Source organism: Actinokineospora sp. HUAS TT18 (genome assembly GCF_051364635.1).
In the GTDB taxonomy this organism is placed as follows: Bacteria; Actinomycetota; Actinomycetes; order Mycobacteriales; family Pseudonocardiaceae; genus Actinokineospora.
In genome coordinates, this window is sequence record NZ_CP195645.1 from 375,855 (window position 1) to 391,282 (window position 15,428).

Genomic DNA, 15,428 nt, shown 5'->3' on the forward strand with positions numbered 1-15,428 from the left:
CGTCATGTTTGTCCGAAATGGAGGAAAACGCGTGGCTTTCGCGGGATCGTTACCGGTGCCGCCCATTCGACGTACCACGATCGGAGCACGGTTTCTGGTCGCCGCACTGGTCGCGGCGGCGGCCACGCTGGTCGTGGCCAACCGGGCGTTCCGCACGGGCGAGATGGTGCTCGTCTCCGGGCTGATCCGGCTCACGTCGTCCTCGGGTGTGTACGTGGCGACGGAGCGGCAGTCGGTCTACTTCGGCCTCGGCACCGACCGACCGTTCGGGCTGCAGATGAGCCCCGAGTGCACGTCGGCGTTCCTGCTGCTGCCGTTGGTGCTCGTGGGCGCGGTGATGATCGCGCTGCGGCCACGGATCTCCACGCGCGTGCTGATCGGGCTCGCCTGCGCGGGCGCCGCCGTCATCGCGGTGAACCAGCTGCGGGTGCTCGGCCTTGTCGGCCTCATCGACTGGCTCGGCACCGACCGCGGCTACTACTGGGGCCACACGCTGCTGGGCTCCATGGTCAGCGTCGTCGGCGGCGCGTTGGCGCTGGTGCTGTTCGTGTGGCTGTCGACGCGCAAGCCGCGGGCGGAGCGGTGAACCTCGCGCTGCTACTGGGTTTGACGCAGGCAATGGCGCTGACCATGAGCGTCGCGTTCATCACCTACGTGTGCCTGATCGTGGTGCCGTACCTGCGGTACCGGCCGTCCCCACCGGGCGACCCGGACGCCTTCGACTGGCACTTCCTGGTCCCGTGCCGCGACGAGGAAGCCGTCATCGGCGACACGATCCGCTACCTGCGCCACCATTTCCCGCTCGCCCACGTGTGGGTGGTGGACGACGACTCCGACGACGACACAGTTGGCGTCGTCACCGGCCTCAGCGACGACAACCTGCACCTCGTCCGGCGCTTCCGTCCGCACGCCCGCACCGGCAAGGGCGAGGCCCTGAACTCGGCGTACCGCGCGCTCAAGGACTGGCTGGGCGAGTGCGACCCCAGCCGCGTCGTCGTGGTCGTCGTCGACGCGGACGGCCGCCCCGGCCCCAACTGCCTCGCGGTCTGCGCCGCCGACCACCTCTTCGGCGACCCCCACATCGGCGCTGTCCAGGTGGACGTGCGGATGAGCAACCGCGGCACGTCCCCGACCGGCGTCGGCCCGGTCCGGCGCAAGGTCGGCGCGGCCATGGTCCGCATGCAGGACTTGGAGTTCCGCGCCGCGATCGCCGCCATCCAGCTGTCCCGCGGCCGCACCGGCACGATCTCCATGGGCGGCAACGGCCAGTTCACCCGACTGTCCGCTTTGGACGCCATCGCCGACACCCGCGGACCGTGGCGCGGGGCGCTGCTCGAGGATTTCGAACTGGGTGTCCACCTGCTCACCGAGGGCTGGAAGACCGGCTTCACGGTCGACACCCATGTCGACCAGGAGGCGCTCTACAGCCTGCGCCGGTTCCTGGCCCAGCGCACGCGGTGGGGCCAGGGCACGATGCAGTGCGTCCGCTACGTCCGACGCATCTGGGACTCGAAACACCTGACCACGCTTGGTGCGGCCGAGATGATGTACTACTTGGCGCAGCCGTGGTTGCAGCTCATCGGCACCTTGATCTATCCGATCCCGTTCGTCCTACTGGGCGTTCGGGCCGCGGGGAATCCGGTTGAGGTGTGGAGTTGGTTCGCTGACGGGGCTTGGGTGCTGTTCGCGGTGTATGGGTCGTTCGGGTTGGCGCCGTTTGTCATCTGGGGGCCGATCTACCGCGGTCGCTGCGAGCCGGGGACCAGCTTTCTGCGCGGCTTGGGCTACGGTTTCACGTATGCCCTGTATATCTACACCTTCTACATCACGTCGTGGCGCGCCTTGATCCGGTTGATTCGCGGGCACAACGGCTGGACCAAGACCCGACGCAACACCGAACGCCCAAGCCTGGTCGCTATCGACCACTAGACGGCCCTGACACAGAACGAGAAGTAGAGGTCGTAGCGGTACCCGGGCGGCAGCGAACCGTCGAGACTGTCGTATCCCAAGAGCATCCCAGGGTCATGGAGAAACGAGTCGGGCACCGGCAGGCCGCCCGGCGCGAAGTGATTGTTCTCAATGACGCTCTTGCCGGGAACGAGTTCGAGCCGAACAGGCTCGGACGACGACAGAAGTACCACGTAATAGATCTGAGTCGGCTTGGTGTTGTCCGCGGTCAGTCTGGCGGTGACGTTCGCTTGACCAGGGGACAGCGTCGCGTGCTCGCCAACTGTCTGGGGCATCTTGATCCGCACCCGCAGCCCGCGCGCGGTGTGGGAGCCGTTGTGGTCCAGGTTGTCCGCGGCGGAGTTCTCCACATAGACCCGGAATCGCAGATAGTCGCCCGCTCGCACCGTGGCGTGCGTACCCCATCCCACGTTCTCTCCGGTGCAGTTGGAATCGGCTCGTCGCACGCCGAGGAACTGGCGCTCGTCGCCGCCGATCTCCGGGTTGTCGGTGATGGAGTTCAGGGTGACGTAGGGCGCGGGGCTCGCCACGGTGAACATCTCGCGCATGGGTCCCCAGCCCGGGCCGAGCACCTGTTCATCGACACCGACCGATGTGGGCAGGTCGACAAGCTCGCCCGCGTCCGGTGACTGCTGGGTTCCCAGTGCCGCCACCCACGCGTCCTCGAACGGTTTGGCGAGAACAGGGATGAACGACGCGGGTACCAGTGCGACGATCGCGACGACGATGGCCAGCTCCTGCTTCTGCCGCTTGCGCAGCCAGAGCCACAGGGTCACGACGATCAGCGCGAGCACCAGCAGTCCGCCGACACTCACCACCATGGCTCGGGACACATGTCCTCCTCGGCGAAAGTCCTCTGTTGATCGTCAGGGCCCCGCAGCGGGTTACAGGTCACCGTGCTCGTGGAACTCGCGCGCGCCGTGGTCGCGGAAGACGGTCAAGGCTGTGGTGCGCAGTTTGGCGGCCGTGTCGGTGTCGCCCCGTGCTTCGTGGAGCAGGGCCAAATCCCAGTCGGTGCGGGCCGACCACAGCGGGGCCTCCATGGTCGACCACAGCGTCGTCGCCGCGTTCAGGCAGGAAGCCGCGTCGTCGAGGCGGTTCTCTGCCAGGTGCAGTTCGCCGAGGGTTCGCAGGGTGACTGCCTGGCCCCAGCGGTCTCCCATCGCCTGGCATACCGACAGGGACGACTCCAGTGGTTCGAGTGCCTGGGCGGCCGCGCCCTGTCGTAGCCGTGCCTTGGCCAGGGCGCGGACGCAGTACGCCTCCATCAGCTTGTCGCCGACCTGGTGGAAGATCGCAGCCGCCTGCTCGCACGCGTCCACCGCCGACGTCAGCTCACCCCGCGCGCGGTGGAACAAACCCATGGAGCGCAGCACCAAGCCCTCGCCGCGGCGGCTGCCGATCCCGCGGTACGCGGTCAGTGAGTCGGCCAGGTCGGACCATCCGGCGTCGTAGTCGCCGCGTTCCAGTCGCACCGAACCGGCGACGCGCTTGGCGTTGGCCACGCCCGCGACCTCGCCGAGTTCGCCGAACAGCGTGGCCGCCTGGTCGAGGAAGTGCAGTGCCTCGACCAGTCTGCCGGGTTCGCGGCACGCGGCGCCGAGGCCGGACAGGGCGACCGCCTGGCCGTGGGTGTCGCCGAGTTCGCGGAACAGGCCCAGTGCCGCGCTGAAGTGTTGGCGCGAGTCGAGGAAGCGGTCCTGGAGGTAGCGCAGCTGGCCGAGTTCGGCCCGCATCACCGCCTCGCCGTAGCGGTCGCCCGCCCGGCGCACGGCGGCCAGGGCCGCCCGGTTGATGCGCTCGCGGGACTCGAAGCGGTTCACCCCGAGGAACGACGGGCCCAGCGAGGCCGAGGCGAAGTGGCGGACCAGGTCGTGCACGCCGAGGGCGGCGGCGCGCTCGACGCCGACGACGAGTGCGGGCTGTTCGATCTCGAACCACTCATACGGCGTGGCCATCACCAGCGCGACCGTGTCCGCCGAGACCGGGTAGTCGCCGATCGCCGGGCGGCGCCACTGGATCTCGTTGGGCGGGGACTCGGCGGTGAACGCGTCGGCCAGGGTGAGCCAGCCGCCCAGGACGCGGGCGACGGCGGCGGACAGCGCCTCGGCGGGTTCGTCGGTCTCCGCGCGTTCCCTGCCGTAGATCCGGACGAGGTCGTGCAGGTGGTAGCGGACGCAGCCGAGGTCGTCGACCCGGGCGAAGTCCACGAGATGGGCGTCGACCAGGCGCTCGGCGAGCCGCTCGGCCTCGGCCTCGGTGGTGTCCATCAGCCAGGCGAGTATCCAGAGCGAGAACTCGGGGACACCGAGATACCCGAGGCGGCGCAAGGCCATCCGGTCGGTCTCGGCGAGCCGCCGGTAGGTGTACTCGAAGCTCGCGCGCACCTCCAGGTCCGCGATCGACAGCTCGTCGAGCCTGCGGCGTTCGTCGGCGAGGCGGTCGGCGAGCAGGGTGAGCGGCCAGCGCTGGCGGGTGGCCAGCCGGGCGCCCGCGATCCGGATGGCCAGCGGCATCCGGCCGCAGTGCTCGACGATCTCGCGCGCCCGCTGTTCCTCGGCCCGCACCCGGTCGGCGCCCACGATCCGGCTCAGCAGCGCGAACGCCTCGTCGGCGCCGAGCACGTCCAAGTCCACCGGGAGCGCTCCGGCGAGCCCCACCAGGCGGTTGCGCGCGGTGACGAGCACGGCGCAGCCCGACCCGCTGGGCAGCAGCGGCTGGATCTGCTGACCGGAGCCCGCGTCGTCGAGCAGCACCAGGACCCGCCGGTCGGCCAGGACACCGCGGTAGAGCGTGGCCCGCTCATCGGCGCTCTCGGGCACCTCGCCCTGCCCGACGCCCAGGGCCTTGAGGAAGCGCCCCAGCACCTCGCCCGGTTCCGCGGGCGCGTCGGTCATCCCGCGCAGCTCGGCGTACAGATGCCCGTCGGGGTAGTGGCAGGCGAGTTCGCGGGCGATCCTGGCCGACAATGCGGACTTCCCGCTGCCGCCGCGACCGGTGATCACCTGGACCGGCGCGACGAGATGATCCGGGCTCGGGGTCAGCGCCGCGACGACGGCGGCGATCTGGGCGGCGCGGCCGGTGAAGTCGGCCGGTGCGCTGGGCAGCTGCGCCGGGACCAGGATCGACGACTCGGCCACCAGCGGCCCGCGCAGCTTCGGATCCGCACCCAGGATCGACTGGTGGATCGCGGCGAGTTCCGGCCCGGGGTCGACGCCGAGTTCCTCGACCAGCACGTCCCGGCCCGCCCGGTAGGACGCCAGCGCCTCGGACTGCCTGCCGAGCCGGTAGAGCGCCACCATGTGCTGGCCGCGGAAGCGCTCGTTCGTCGGATACCGGTCGACCAGCGCGGTCAGCTCCGGCAGCAGCCGGTCCTGGCGGCCGAGTTCGAGGTCGGCGGCGACGCGCTCCTCGACGGCGGTCAGCCGCAGCTCGTCGAGCCGGGCCGCCTCCCCGGTGAGCGTCGAGTCGCCCAGCCCGGCCAGGGCAGGCCCGCGCCACAGCGCCAGCGCGGCGTCGAGGAGCTCTGACCGCGCCCGCGGCGTCGCGGCCCGCCGCCCTTCGGCGAGCAGCCCGTGGAAGGCGTCGAGGTCGAGCGCGCCCGCGGGCAGGTTGGCGGTGTAGCCGGGTGGCCGGGTGACGATCATGTCGTCGATCCCGTGGTCGGACAGCGCCCGGCGCAGCGTCTTGACGTAGGTCTGGATGACGCTGCGCGCGGTCGCGGGCGGCTCGACGGGCCAGATCACCTCGATGAGCCTGCCGACCGACACCACCCGCCCCGCGTCGAGCAGCAGCGTGGCGAGCAGGGCCTGCGGTTTCGCCCCGCCCAGCGGCACCTGGGCGTCCCCGGCCACGACCTCCAGCGGGCCAAGGAGCCGGACCTCGACGGCGGTCCTCGGTGCGGTCACGGGCCGGTCCATTCGATGCCAAGAAGGGGTCGGGGCACGACAGTGTGGCACGAACGGAACCCCGGTACGGCTGACTTACAGCAAAGTTTCAGCCGAACGATCGAGCCTGCTCATGGCCGCTGAACGCGCCTTCGCCAAGGGGGAGTCCGACATGTCAGGTCCTGATCGTTTTCGCCGAGTGATCGCCGCGCTGCTCAGTGTGGTGCTGGGGTGCGCCGCGCTCGTGTTGTCCGCGCCGCCCGCCGTCGCCACCGAGTCGGTGATCGTGTCGATCGCCGAGGCCGAACTGGCCGACGCGACCCGCAACCACGAGGAGCCGATGGGCAGCGACTGCTCCTTCTACGTCGGGCAGACGCGCGGCCACATGGGCGCCTGCGGCACGTTCGGCGGCACCACCTGGCGGGCGGGGAGCTGGTGCGCCGACTTCGCCAAGTACGTGTGGCGGCGGGCGGGCGACCTGGAGGCCGCCCAGCCCGACCGGGCCGGGAACCTCAACGGCTGGGCGCACTCGTTCTACGAGTACGGCAAGCGGCACGGCACCTGGCATCCCCGCGAGAGCGGCTACCAGCCCCGGCCAGGCGACGCGGTCGTGTTCGACTGGCAGGCCGACGGTTTCGATCCGGCCGTCGGCACCTTCGCCGGTGGCGGCTACGACATCGACCACGTCGGCATCGTGAAGTCGGCCGACGCGAGTGCCGTCCAGGTTATCGAGGGCAACGTCGGCGACCGCGTCCAGGACAGGTCGCACGCCAGGACCAGCGCCGCGATCGTCGGCTACACCTCGCCGTCGAGCGTGTTCTGGCCGACCCAGAGCAAGGGCAACCGGGGCGCCGACGTGGCGGCGATCCAATACCTGCTGGTGCATTCTGGCCGGTCGGTCTCGGTCGACGGCGATTTCGGCGGCGGCACCGACACGGCGGTCCGCGATTTCCAGTCGGCGAAAGGTCTCGGCGCGGACGGAAACGTCGGACCGAATACGTGGACGGCACTGGCGGTCAGCGTCCAGCAGGGCAATAACAACAACGCCGTGCGCGCGCTGCAATACCAGCTCAACGCGAAACAGAATGCCGGACTGACGGTGGACGGCGATTTCGGCTCAGGCACCAAGGCGGCGGTGGTGAGCTTCCAGCAGCACGCCGGGATCGAGGCCAACGGCATCGTCGGGCCGATCACCTGGCGGTACCTGATCAGCCACTACCAGCGGATCGACCACCCGGCGACGTGCGCGTCCGCGGCGTCGGCGCGGTGGGGGACCGGGGCCGCGATCGGCCAGCTGACCACCGCGGCGGCGCGCGTGCAGGGCGCGGGATTCGGCCAGGTCGCGGTGCGCGACGTCAGCGGCGAACACGGCGGCCCGGTCGCCGGGCTGACCGCGCACCAGCGGGGGATGGACGTCGACGTGCGGCCGATGCGCACCGACCGGGACCAGTGCGCGGCCGGGGTGGACCGGTTCTCCGCGCTCTACGATCGCGGCGCGACCCGTGAGCTGGTGCGGCAGGTGCGAGCGACCGGGCGGGTCAAGGCGGTCTACTTCAACGACCCCGTGCTGATCGGCGAAGGACTCGTCACGCAGGCCGAACACCACGACGACCGGCTGCAGGTGCGCTACTGCGAGATCGTGCACCCCGACGCCCAGTACGACTGCTGATGCTGTCGGCCGAGATCAAGGTCGCGCTGGCACTGCCCGGCGGGACGCTCCGGGACAAGATCGATGGCCTGCTCGACCAGCTTGACTGGGTGCGGCGGTGCGCGACGCGCGACCCGACCGCCGGGGTGGTGTTCGTCGACGCGCGGGACGCGTCGGCGGCCCCGGCGGGCGGGGTCCGGGTGGTCGCGGTGCTCGCCGAGCCCGCGGCGCTGGGGCAGGCGATCCACGCGGGCGCGCACGGGGTCGTGCTCGCCGACGACCCCGACGAGGACATCGGCCGGGCGGTGCACGACGTGGTCCGGCACGGCGGCTGGGTGTCGCCCCGACTGGCCGGGCCGCTGCTCGGGCTGGTGCCCGCCGCCGCCCCGGCCGACCCCGTCGACCTCACCGCGCGCGAGCGCGAGGCGCTGCGCCTGCTGGCCGACGGCATGGAGAACGCCGATATCGCCGCGGCCATGTTCATCAGCGTGAGCGCGGTGAAATACCACGTCTCCAATATTCTGCGGAAATTCGACTGCCGTGACCGCACGCAATTGGTGGCGCGCGTGAATCGCTCCGGAAAAACCTGGTCGCGAGACTAGGGTCGCCGGGAATCCGGGCTCGTAATCTTCGCTTATCGCAGTGAACGAATCGGCGGAGGAAAAATGAAGATCAGGATATTCAGCGCACTGGCGGTCGCGCTGATCGCGATGGTGACGCTTTCCGTTCAGCAGGCACAGGCGTTCTCCCAGGCGTTCTGGCCGACCCAGAGCAAGGGCAACCGCGGCGCCGACGTCGTCGCCATCCAGTACTTTCTTGTCCACTCAGGACGGTCGGTGTCGGTCGACGGCGACTTCGGCGGCGGCACCGACGCCGCGGTTCGCGACTTCCAGGCGGCCAAGGGCCTCGGCGCGGACGGCAACGTGGGCCCCAACACGTGGGGCGCGCTCGCGGTGAGCGTCCAGCAGGGCGACAACAACACCGCGGTGAAGGCGCTGCAGTACCAGCTCAACGTCAAGCGCGGCGCGGGTCTGTCGGTCGACGGCGACTTCGGTTCCGGCACCCGGGCCGCGGTGGTCAGCTTCCAGCAGCACGCGGGCATCGAGGCCAACGGCGTAGTCGGGCCGATCACCTGGCGCAACCTGATCTGGCACTACCAGCAGATCGACCGGCCGGACGTGGCGCAGACCTGCCAGTTCGCCTCCAGCGTCAACGGGCACACCGCGCACTGGGGCACCGGCGCCGCGGTCGGCCAGCTCACGGCGGCGGCCGGTCGGGTCTACAGCGCGGGCCTCGGCCAGGTCGCGGTGCGCGACCTCAGCTTCGAGCACGGCGGCGCCATTCCCGACCACGCCAGCCACGAGCAGGGCCTGGACGCCGACCTGCACCCGATGCGCACCGACCGCAACCAGTGCGCGGGCCAGGTCGACCGGTTCTCCTCGCTCTACGACCGTTCGGCCACGCGGGAACTGGTCAACGCGCTGCGCGCCACCGGCCGGGTCAAGACGATCTTCTTCAACGACCCGGTGCTGATCTCCGAGGGCCTGACCCAGCAGCAGCCCAACCACGACGACCACCTGCACGTGCGCTACTGCGAGGTCGTCCACCCCGACTACAAGTACGACTGCTGAGGCCGGCGACATGCGCTCGACAGCACTCCGCGCGGGACTGATCGCCACCGCGATCGCCGGTCTCAGCCTCACCATCGGCCCCAACGCCGCGGCCGCCGCGGCGCCGCACCCGGCCACCTTCGCGGGCAAGGCGTTCGACACCTGCGAGACCCCGTCATCGGCGACGATGCAGGCGTGGTCGGCCTCGCCGTACCGCTCCATCGGGATCTACTTCGGCGGGGACGGCCGCGGCTGCCGCACCCAGGCCAACCTCACCGCCGCGTGGGTCAGCGAGCAGACGGCCCGCGGCTGGCACCTGCTGCCGCTGTACGTCGGCAGGCAGGCACCGTGCAGCACGACCCAGTCGCTGCGGATGTCGGCCGACGCGGCCACCGCCCGCAGCCAGGGCCGAGCGGACGCGACCGACGCGCTCAACCGGGCCGCCGCGCTCGGCATCGGGCCCGGGAGCGTGCTCTACAACGACATGGAGCACTACGACAGCGCCAACACCGCCTGCCGCATCGCGGTGCTCACCTACCTGACCGGGTGGACCGAGCGGGTGCACGAGCTGGACTACCTGTCCGGGGTCTACTCCAGCGCGGCCTCCGGGATCCGCGACCTGGCGAACGTGTACCGGTCCACTGTGTACGCCCGGCCCGACCACATCGACTTCGCCTGGTGGAACGGGGCCGCCGACACCGACGCGGGCTCGTACGTGCCCGCCCAGTACTGGTCCAACCACCAGCGGATCCACCAGTACCGGGGCGACTACAGCGAGACCCACGGCGGCGTGCGGATCCACATCGACGCCAACCAGGTCGACGTCGCCCCACCGGTCAACCGCGACTTCGCCGCCTATCCGACGCTCAACCGCGGCGCGAACAGCGCCGAGGTTGCCGCCCTGCAGTACCTGCTCAAGGACGACGGGCGCGACGCGGGCACGGTCGACGGCGACTTCGGCAGCGGCACCGAGGCGGCGGTCAAGGCGTTCCAGAGCGCCCACGGCCTGACCGCGGACGGCGAGGTGGGGCGGCGCACGTGGACGGCCCTGCTGTCGGCGGGCTGGCAGCCGAAGCTGAAGCCCGGCGCCACCGGGCAGGAGGTGCGGCGCCTGCAGCGGGCGCTCACCGCCGCGCTCGGCCGCACCGTCGGCGTCGACGGCCAGTACGGGCAGCTCACCGAACAAGCGGTGCGCGACTACCAGACCAGCCGCGGCCTCGGTGTCGACGGCAACGCCGGACTCCAGACCTGGACCGCGCTGCAAAGCGGCCAGTAATCCTTCGCACACAAGGGAGAAAGCAATGAACGCAACCCGTCGAGGCAGCCTGCTCGCGACCGTCGTGGCCACCTTCGCCATGATCTTCACCCTGCTGCTGCCCGCCCAGTCGGCGAGCGCGGCGACCTTGCCCGCCTGGCCCAACATGACCCAGGGGACAAGCGGTCCGAATGTGACCAGCGCGCAATACCTGTTGCGGTACCACGGTTACAACATCTCCGCCGACGGCAACTTCGGCCCCGGCACCGCCGACGCGGTCCGCCAGTTCCAGACCGCGAAGGGCATCGGTGTCGACGGCCAGATCGGCCCGCAGACCTGGTCGAAGCTGATCGTCAGCGTGCAGCGGTACAACAACAACGAGGCCGTCAAGGGCGCGCAGGTCCAGCTCAACCGCTACGGCTACAACCTGACCGTCGACGGCGACTTCGGCGGCGGCACGCACAACGCGGCGGTCGCCTTCCAGACGGCGCAGGGCCTGGAGAACAACGGGATCATCGGCCCGATGACGTGGCAGGCCCTGGTCGGCGGCACCCCCGGCGGCGGTGGCGGCACTCCCGGCTTCAGCCTCCCGCTGGCCAAGAGCGCCCTCCCGCGCGGCGAGTACGACGACCCGCACCACGACTACCCGGCCATCGACCTGCCCGTCAACAACGTCCCCGCGTACGCCATGGTGTCCGGCACGGCCTACCGGATCAACGACGGTGCCACCACCGGCTGCGGCTACGGCGTGAAGATCTTCAAGGACGGCGTGGAGTACCAGTACTGCCACTTCAGCGGCTGGTCGGTCAGCGACGGCCAAGCCGTGACGGCGGGCCAGCAGCTCGGGACCACCGGCAACACCGGCAACTCCACCGGCCCGCACCTGCACATCGCCATCAAGATCAACGGTGTGAAGCGGTGCCCGCAGAACTTCCTGCTCGCCCTCTACGACGGGGTGACCCCGCCCGCCCCGACGAGCCTGCCGACGACCGGCTGCTTCTACTGATCCCGACCGACCACCGCTCGGCTCCCGGCACCCCCGGGAGCCGAGCGGTCTGTCCGATGAGGTGTCGATGAGTCCCTTCCGCCGCGTCCCGATCGCCGAGTGCCACGAACCCCTGGTCGACCTGCGCCGCATCGAGGCGCTGCGCCTCGACCCGCACGCGGCCACGGCGGGCGCCCACCTGCGCCGCGGCGTGGTCGACCGGCTGGTCGCCGCCCAGACGCTGCTGCGGCCCGACCTGCGGCTGCTGGTCGTCGAGGGATACCGGCCGCTGGCGGCGTCCCACCGCTGCGACAACCCCGGGTCGCACGTCGCGGGCGCAGCGGTCGACTTGACGCTGTGCACGCCGGGCGGGGTCGAACTCGGCGGCGAGGTCAAGGCGAACCTCGACACCGCACTGACCGCCGTCGGGATGGTCAACTATCCGGCGGAGTGGTGGCATTGGTCCTATGGGGACCGTTATTGGGCGTTCGTCACGGGTGCGGTTTCGGCCAGGTATGGGCCGGTCCCGCCGCCGGGCTCCGAGTAGGCGGAACTCGGTGGCGGGTCAGCACTTAGTCGACAGCCGTGGTGCGCCTTGTGCTCGTGGTCAGCAGGCCCAGGACGACCATGCCCGCGCCGAGGCCCAGGTGCAGCCAGTTGTCCGCGTCGTTCACCGGGACGAAGTTGGCGGCGCTGTCGTGGTCGATGACCAGGCCGTAGACCCACAGGGCCAGGTAGATGACGCCGCCGCCGATCAGGAACGCGCGGGCGCCGCTCAGCGTACGAGCCATCGCCAGGCCGACCAGGCCGAACGCGGCGTGCACCAGGTTGTGCAGGATCGATACGTTGAACACGCCGAGCAGGAGCGCGCCGGACTCGTGGCCCGCGAACTCCAGTTGGTCGTAGTTCGTCGTGACGCCGGGGATGAATCCGAGGATCCCGACCAGGAGGAATACCACCGCGACCACCGCGGCGAGGAGTTGTCCAGGGTGTCGTCCGCCTGCGACCTGCCGGGCTCCGGTGTTGTGGGATGCCATGACCGTCTCCCTTCCGCCGCCGCCAGGGGAGGGATCGCCCGCGTGGTCGGCGGTTTCCGATCACTAGACGGTAACCCCGTGCGCACTTTCGCGCACGCTGGGTCTCAGGGGAGCAGTCCGGTGCGTGATCGCACGTTGAGCTTGCGCAGGACGTTCGCGACGTGGCATTCGACGGTCCGCCGGGACAGTGTCAGCTGTTCGGCGATCTCCCGGTTGGTCAGCCCGCGGGCCACCAGCTCGGCGATCGCGGTCTCCCTCGGGGACAAGGCGTTCCCGTAGCCGGGTCGGCCGCGCCTGCGGGTGCTCGGATCGAGCGCGCGGGTCGCCTTGCGGCAGCGCAGTGCGTCGGTGGTCGCGCCGAGTGCGGAGAACGCCGATTCGGCCGCGCGCAGATCACCGAGCCCGGATCCGAGGTCGCCCGCTCGTGCCGCGCACAGGCCGGCGCGTTCGGTCGCCCGTGCGGCCGCGAGTGGGTGCGGCAGTTCCCGGTAGCGGTTCGCGGCCGCGGTGAAGATCACCCGGGCGTCTTCGTCCCGGGCGAGCAGGCCGCGGCAGACGAGTTCCCCGGCCAGGGCCAGTGGGGCGTCGCGGCCGACGAGGCCGTCGTGGAACTCCTGGGCCAGGGCCGCGGCGTCCGCGATCCGGCCCGCGCGGAGGAACACCTCCACCGCGACCGGGGCGAGTTCGGCGGCCCACACCCAGACGCCCTTCTGTCGCACCAGGGCGACTCCGGCCTCGACCGCGGCACCGGCCTCGGTGTCCTTGCCCCCGGCCAGCAGAATGCCCGCCAGGCCCGCGTACGCGCTGACCGAGATGGGCAGGTGGCCGGGCGCGGCCGTCATCGCGGCCCGGAAGGTGCGCAGTGCCTTGGTGGTGCGGGACCGCGAGGATTGCAGCCAGGCCAGCACGAGCAGCGCGTCGGCGGCCAGGTAGCCCATCTCGCCCACGGCGGCCAGCATCCCGTTCGCCGCCTCGGCGAGCCCGTCCCAGTCGCCCGTCGCGGCGCGCAGCCGCAGTTCGGTGCCGTTGCCCAGGGAGGACAAGTAGGACATGGCGGTCTCGTCGATGAGCGTGCGGGCGGTGCGCAGGTGCTCCCGCGCGGGCGCGAAATGGCCGTTCCAGACCGCCGCGTCGGCCAGGTTCAGGTAGGTGCGGCAAAGCTGTCTGCGCACGCTCGGGATGGCGTGTTCCTGCGGCAGCGCGTCGATCACCTGCCAGGCCGCCGGGTCGGCGACCTGCATCTGCGTGGTGATGCGGTTGGCGCGCAACGCGGCCAGCGTCTCGCTGTCGGTGGTGCCCGCGCAGACCTGTTCGGCCTGGGCGAGCCAGCGCAGGTTGGTGGCCAGGGGAACCAGCCCGACCTGTGGCAGCGACAGCGTGCCCAGCGCGCGTGCCACCACCGTGCGGCCGCGCGGCAGGTCGGCGAGCGCGCGTTCGATCTCCCGCTGGCCCGCCGCGACCTCGCCTGCCTGGGTGATCAGCAGCTGGCCGAGGTTCACCCGCAGCTCGCCACGCGCGTCCCGGGACAGCGGCCAGTCGCGCAGCACCGTGCGCAGCCGGTCGATGGTCGCCGGGGTCGCGATCCCGCGCAGCACCTCGCGGCTCAGCCGCAGCACGAGCCCCTCCTTGGCGGCGACCGGCAGTTCGGCGTCGTCGAGCGCGTTCTCCAGAATTCGCAGGCCCGCGGCCTGGTCGCCGGACTCGACGGCGCGGTCGACCGCGGTCATCGTGGTGGCCAGCCACAGGTCGAGCTGCTCGGCCTGCCGGTAGTGGTGGACGAGCCTGGCAGGCGAGGCCGTGCCGGTCTCGATGAGCCGGTTGGCGGCCCGCACGTGCATCTCGCGGCGGCGCGCGGCCGGTGTGGCCTGATAGACCGCGCGGGCGGCGAGCGGATGGCGCAGGTCGTAGCGTCCGCGGCCGGTCTCGCGCAGCAATCCGGCCCGCAGCACGGTTTCCAGCGCCGCCGCGACGCTCCTGGTCGACAGTCCGGACACCGCCGCGATGTCGGCCTCGTCGGCCGGGCCGCCCAGCGTCGCGACCGCGCGGCACATCGCGATCGGGATTCGGCCGAGCCTGGTCAGCCGGTGCACGATCGCGTCGCGCACCCGGCCGGGGACGCCGATCTCGTCCAGCCTGGCGGGCACGCCGTCGATGGCGCGCAGCAGTTCCCCGACCTCCAGCGGCAACCCGGCGGTCCTGCGGTGCACCTCGGCGGCGAACTCGGCATCGGCGGCGACGCCTGCGGCCGCGATCACCTCGGCGACCCCGGACACGTCCAGCGGGGCGAGGTCCAGGTGGGTCACCCGGTGGCCGCCCGCGCGGAAGGACTCCGGCAGCGCCAGGATGTCCGCGCCGCCCGCGTCCTGGCCGCGGAAGGTGGCCACGATCGTGAGGCCGGTATGCGGGGAGACGGCCAGGAACCGCACCCATTCAAGGGTTTCCGCGTCCGCGTCCGACAGGTTGTCCAGCACGACCACGGGCCGCTCCAGCACGCCGAGCAGCGCCGCGGCCGCCCGGAACACCTGGTGCCGGGCGATCGGCGCGGACGGGGCGCTGTCGCAGTGGGGGAGCAGGTCGCGCAGTTCGGGCAGCAGCGGCCCGAGCGCGCCGGTGATCGGCGGCAGCGCCGAAGCGAACCCGCGCAGCTCGTCCACCGCGCCCGCGATCAGCTCGACCATCGCGCCGTACGGCGGCGCGGCCCGGCTGGGGAGGCAATGTCCGTGCAGGACGGTACGTCCGATGACCACCGGGTGGCGCAGCAGTTCCCGCACGAGCCAGGTCTTGCCGACGCCGACCTCACCGTCCACAAGGACCAGTCGGTGCCCGTCGCGAACGGCACGGGCCAGCGTCTCCAGTTCGGCGGCCCGCGCGGCGACACCCGGACCCAGGTCGAGGTCGAGGTCGACAGCAGTCACGTGGTCCCCGCTCGTAGTGCGTTCGGCGGTACCCACGATGCTGATTCACCTAGTGAAAATCAACCCGGCCGTCCCGACGGCTGGGATTTTCTAGGTATACCCGAGGGTCCGGCCGACCCGGGA

General features: G+C 71.2%; 12 protein-coding genes. 8 read left to right on the plus strand and 4 right to left on the minus strand.

Translation table 11 applies throughout. The features are described from left to right. The first annotated feature begins 31 nt into the window (after window positions 1–31). Window positions 32–586, plus strand: coding sequence for an exosortase P (gene xrtP, locus ACSHT8_RS01820; protein ID WP_436497032.1), 555 nt, complete (start codon window positions 32–34; stop codon window positions 584–586). Between the two features lie 44 nt (window positions 587–630). Beyond that, window positions 631–1,929, plus strand: coding sequence for a glycosyltransferase family 2 protein (locus ACSHT8_RS01825; protein ID WP_436501970.1), 1,299 nt, complete (start codon window positions 631–633; stop codon window positions 1,927–1,929). Here the strand turns inward: ACSHT8_RS01825 and ACSHT8_RS01830 are convergent. Further along, the gene (locus ACSHT8_RS01830; protein WP_436497034.1) at window positions 1,926–2,801 is read right to left on the minus strand and encodes a hypothetical protein; all 876 of its coding nucleotides are present in this window, start codon (window positions 2,799–2,801) and stop codon (window positions 1,926–1,928) included. The genes ACSHT8_RS01825 and ACSHT8_RS01830 overlap by 4 nt on opposite strands. Window positions 2,802–2,852: 51 nt before the next feature. Next, window positions 2,853–5,876 (minus strand): BTAD domain-containing putative transcriptional regulator, encoded by a 3,024-nt coding sequence (locus ACSHT8_RS01835; RefSeq protein WP_436497036.1) that lies wholly within the window; start codon window positions 5,874–5,876, stop codon window positions 2,853–2,855. Window positions 5,877–5,988: 112 nt separating this feature from the next. Here ACSHT8_RS01835 and ACSHT8_RS01840 point away from each other — a divergent pair, with 112 nt between their 5' ends. From ACSHT8_RS01840 to ACSHT8_RS01865, 6 genes are all read left to right on the plus strand, one after another. Then, window positions 5,989–7,524, plus strand: a complete 1,536-nt coding sequence (locus ACSHT8_RS01840) for a peptidoglycan-binding protein (protein ID WP_436497038.1) — start codon at window positions 5,989–5,991, stop codon at window positions 7,522–7,524. Then, window positions 7,524–8,105, plus strand: a complete 582-nt coding sequence (locus ACSHT8_RS01845; RefSeq protein ID WP_436497040.1) for a helix-turn-helix transcriptional regulator — start codon at window positions 7,524–7,526, stop codon at window positions 8,103–8,105. Before ACSHT8_RS01840 ends, ACSHT8_RS01845 begins: the two co-directional genes overlap by 1 nt. Window positions 8,106–8,168: 63 nt before the next feature. After that, entirely contained in the window at window positions 8,169–9,134 is a 966-nt protein-coding gene (locus tag ACSHT8_RS01850) for a penicillin-insensitive murein endopeptidase (protein WP_436497042.1), read from the plus strand. Between the two features lie 10 nt (window positions 9,135–9,144). Next, window positions 9,145–10,389 (plus strand): glycoside hydrolase domain-containing protein, encoded by a 1,245-nt coding sequence (locus ACSHT8_RS01855; RefSeq protein ID WP_436497044.1) that lies wholly within the window; start codon window positions 9,145–9,147, stop codon window positions 10,387–10,389. 25 nt (window positions 10,390–10,414) lie between these two features. Next, a complete protein-coding gene (locus tag ACSHT8_RS01860; RefSeq protein ID WP_436497047.1) occupies window positions 10,415–11,374 on the plus strand; it encodes a peptidoglycan-binding protein in 960 nt (319 codons plus the stop codon). 67 nt (window positions 11,375–11,441) lie between these two features. Continuing rightward, window positions 11,442–11,900: a hypothetical protein gene (locus tag ACSHT8_RS01865; protein ID WP_436497049.1), complete on the plus strand. Its 459-nt coding sequence runs from the start codon at window positions 11,442–11,444 to the stop codon at window positions 11,898–11,900. Between the two features lie 25 nt (window positions 11,901–11,925). Here ACSHT8_RS01865 and ACSHT8_RS01870 read toward each other — a convergent pair whose 3' ends face one another. Next, a complete protein-coding gene (locus ACSHT8_RS01870) occupies window positions 11,926–12,390 on the minus strand; it encodes a DUF4383 domain-containing protein (RefSeq protein ID WP_436497051.1) in 465 nt (154 codons plus the stop codon). Between the two features lie 104 nt (window positions 12,391–12,494). Further along, entirely contained in the window at window positions 12,495–15,305 is a 2,811-nt protein-coding gene (locus tag ACSHT8_RS01875; protein ID WP_436497053.1) for an ATP-binding protein, read from the minus strand. Between the last annotated feature and the right edge of the window lie 123 nt (window positions 15,306–15,428).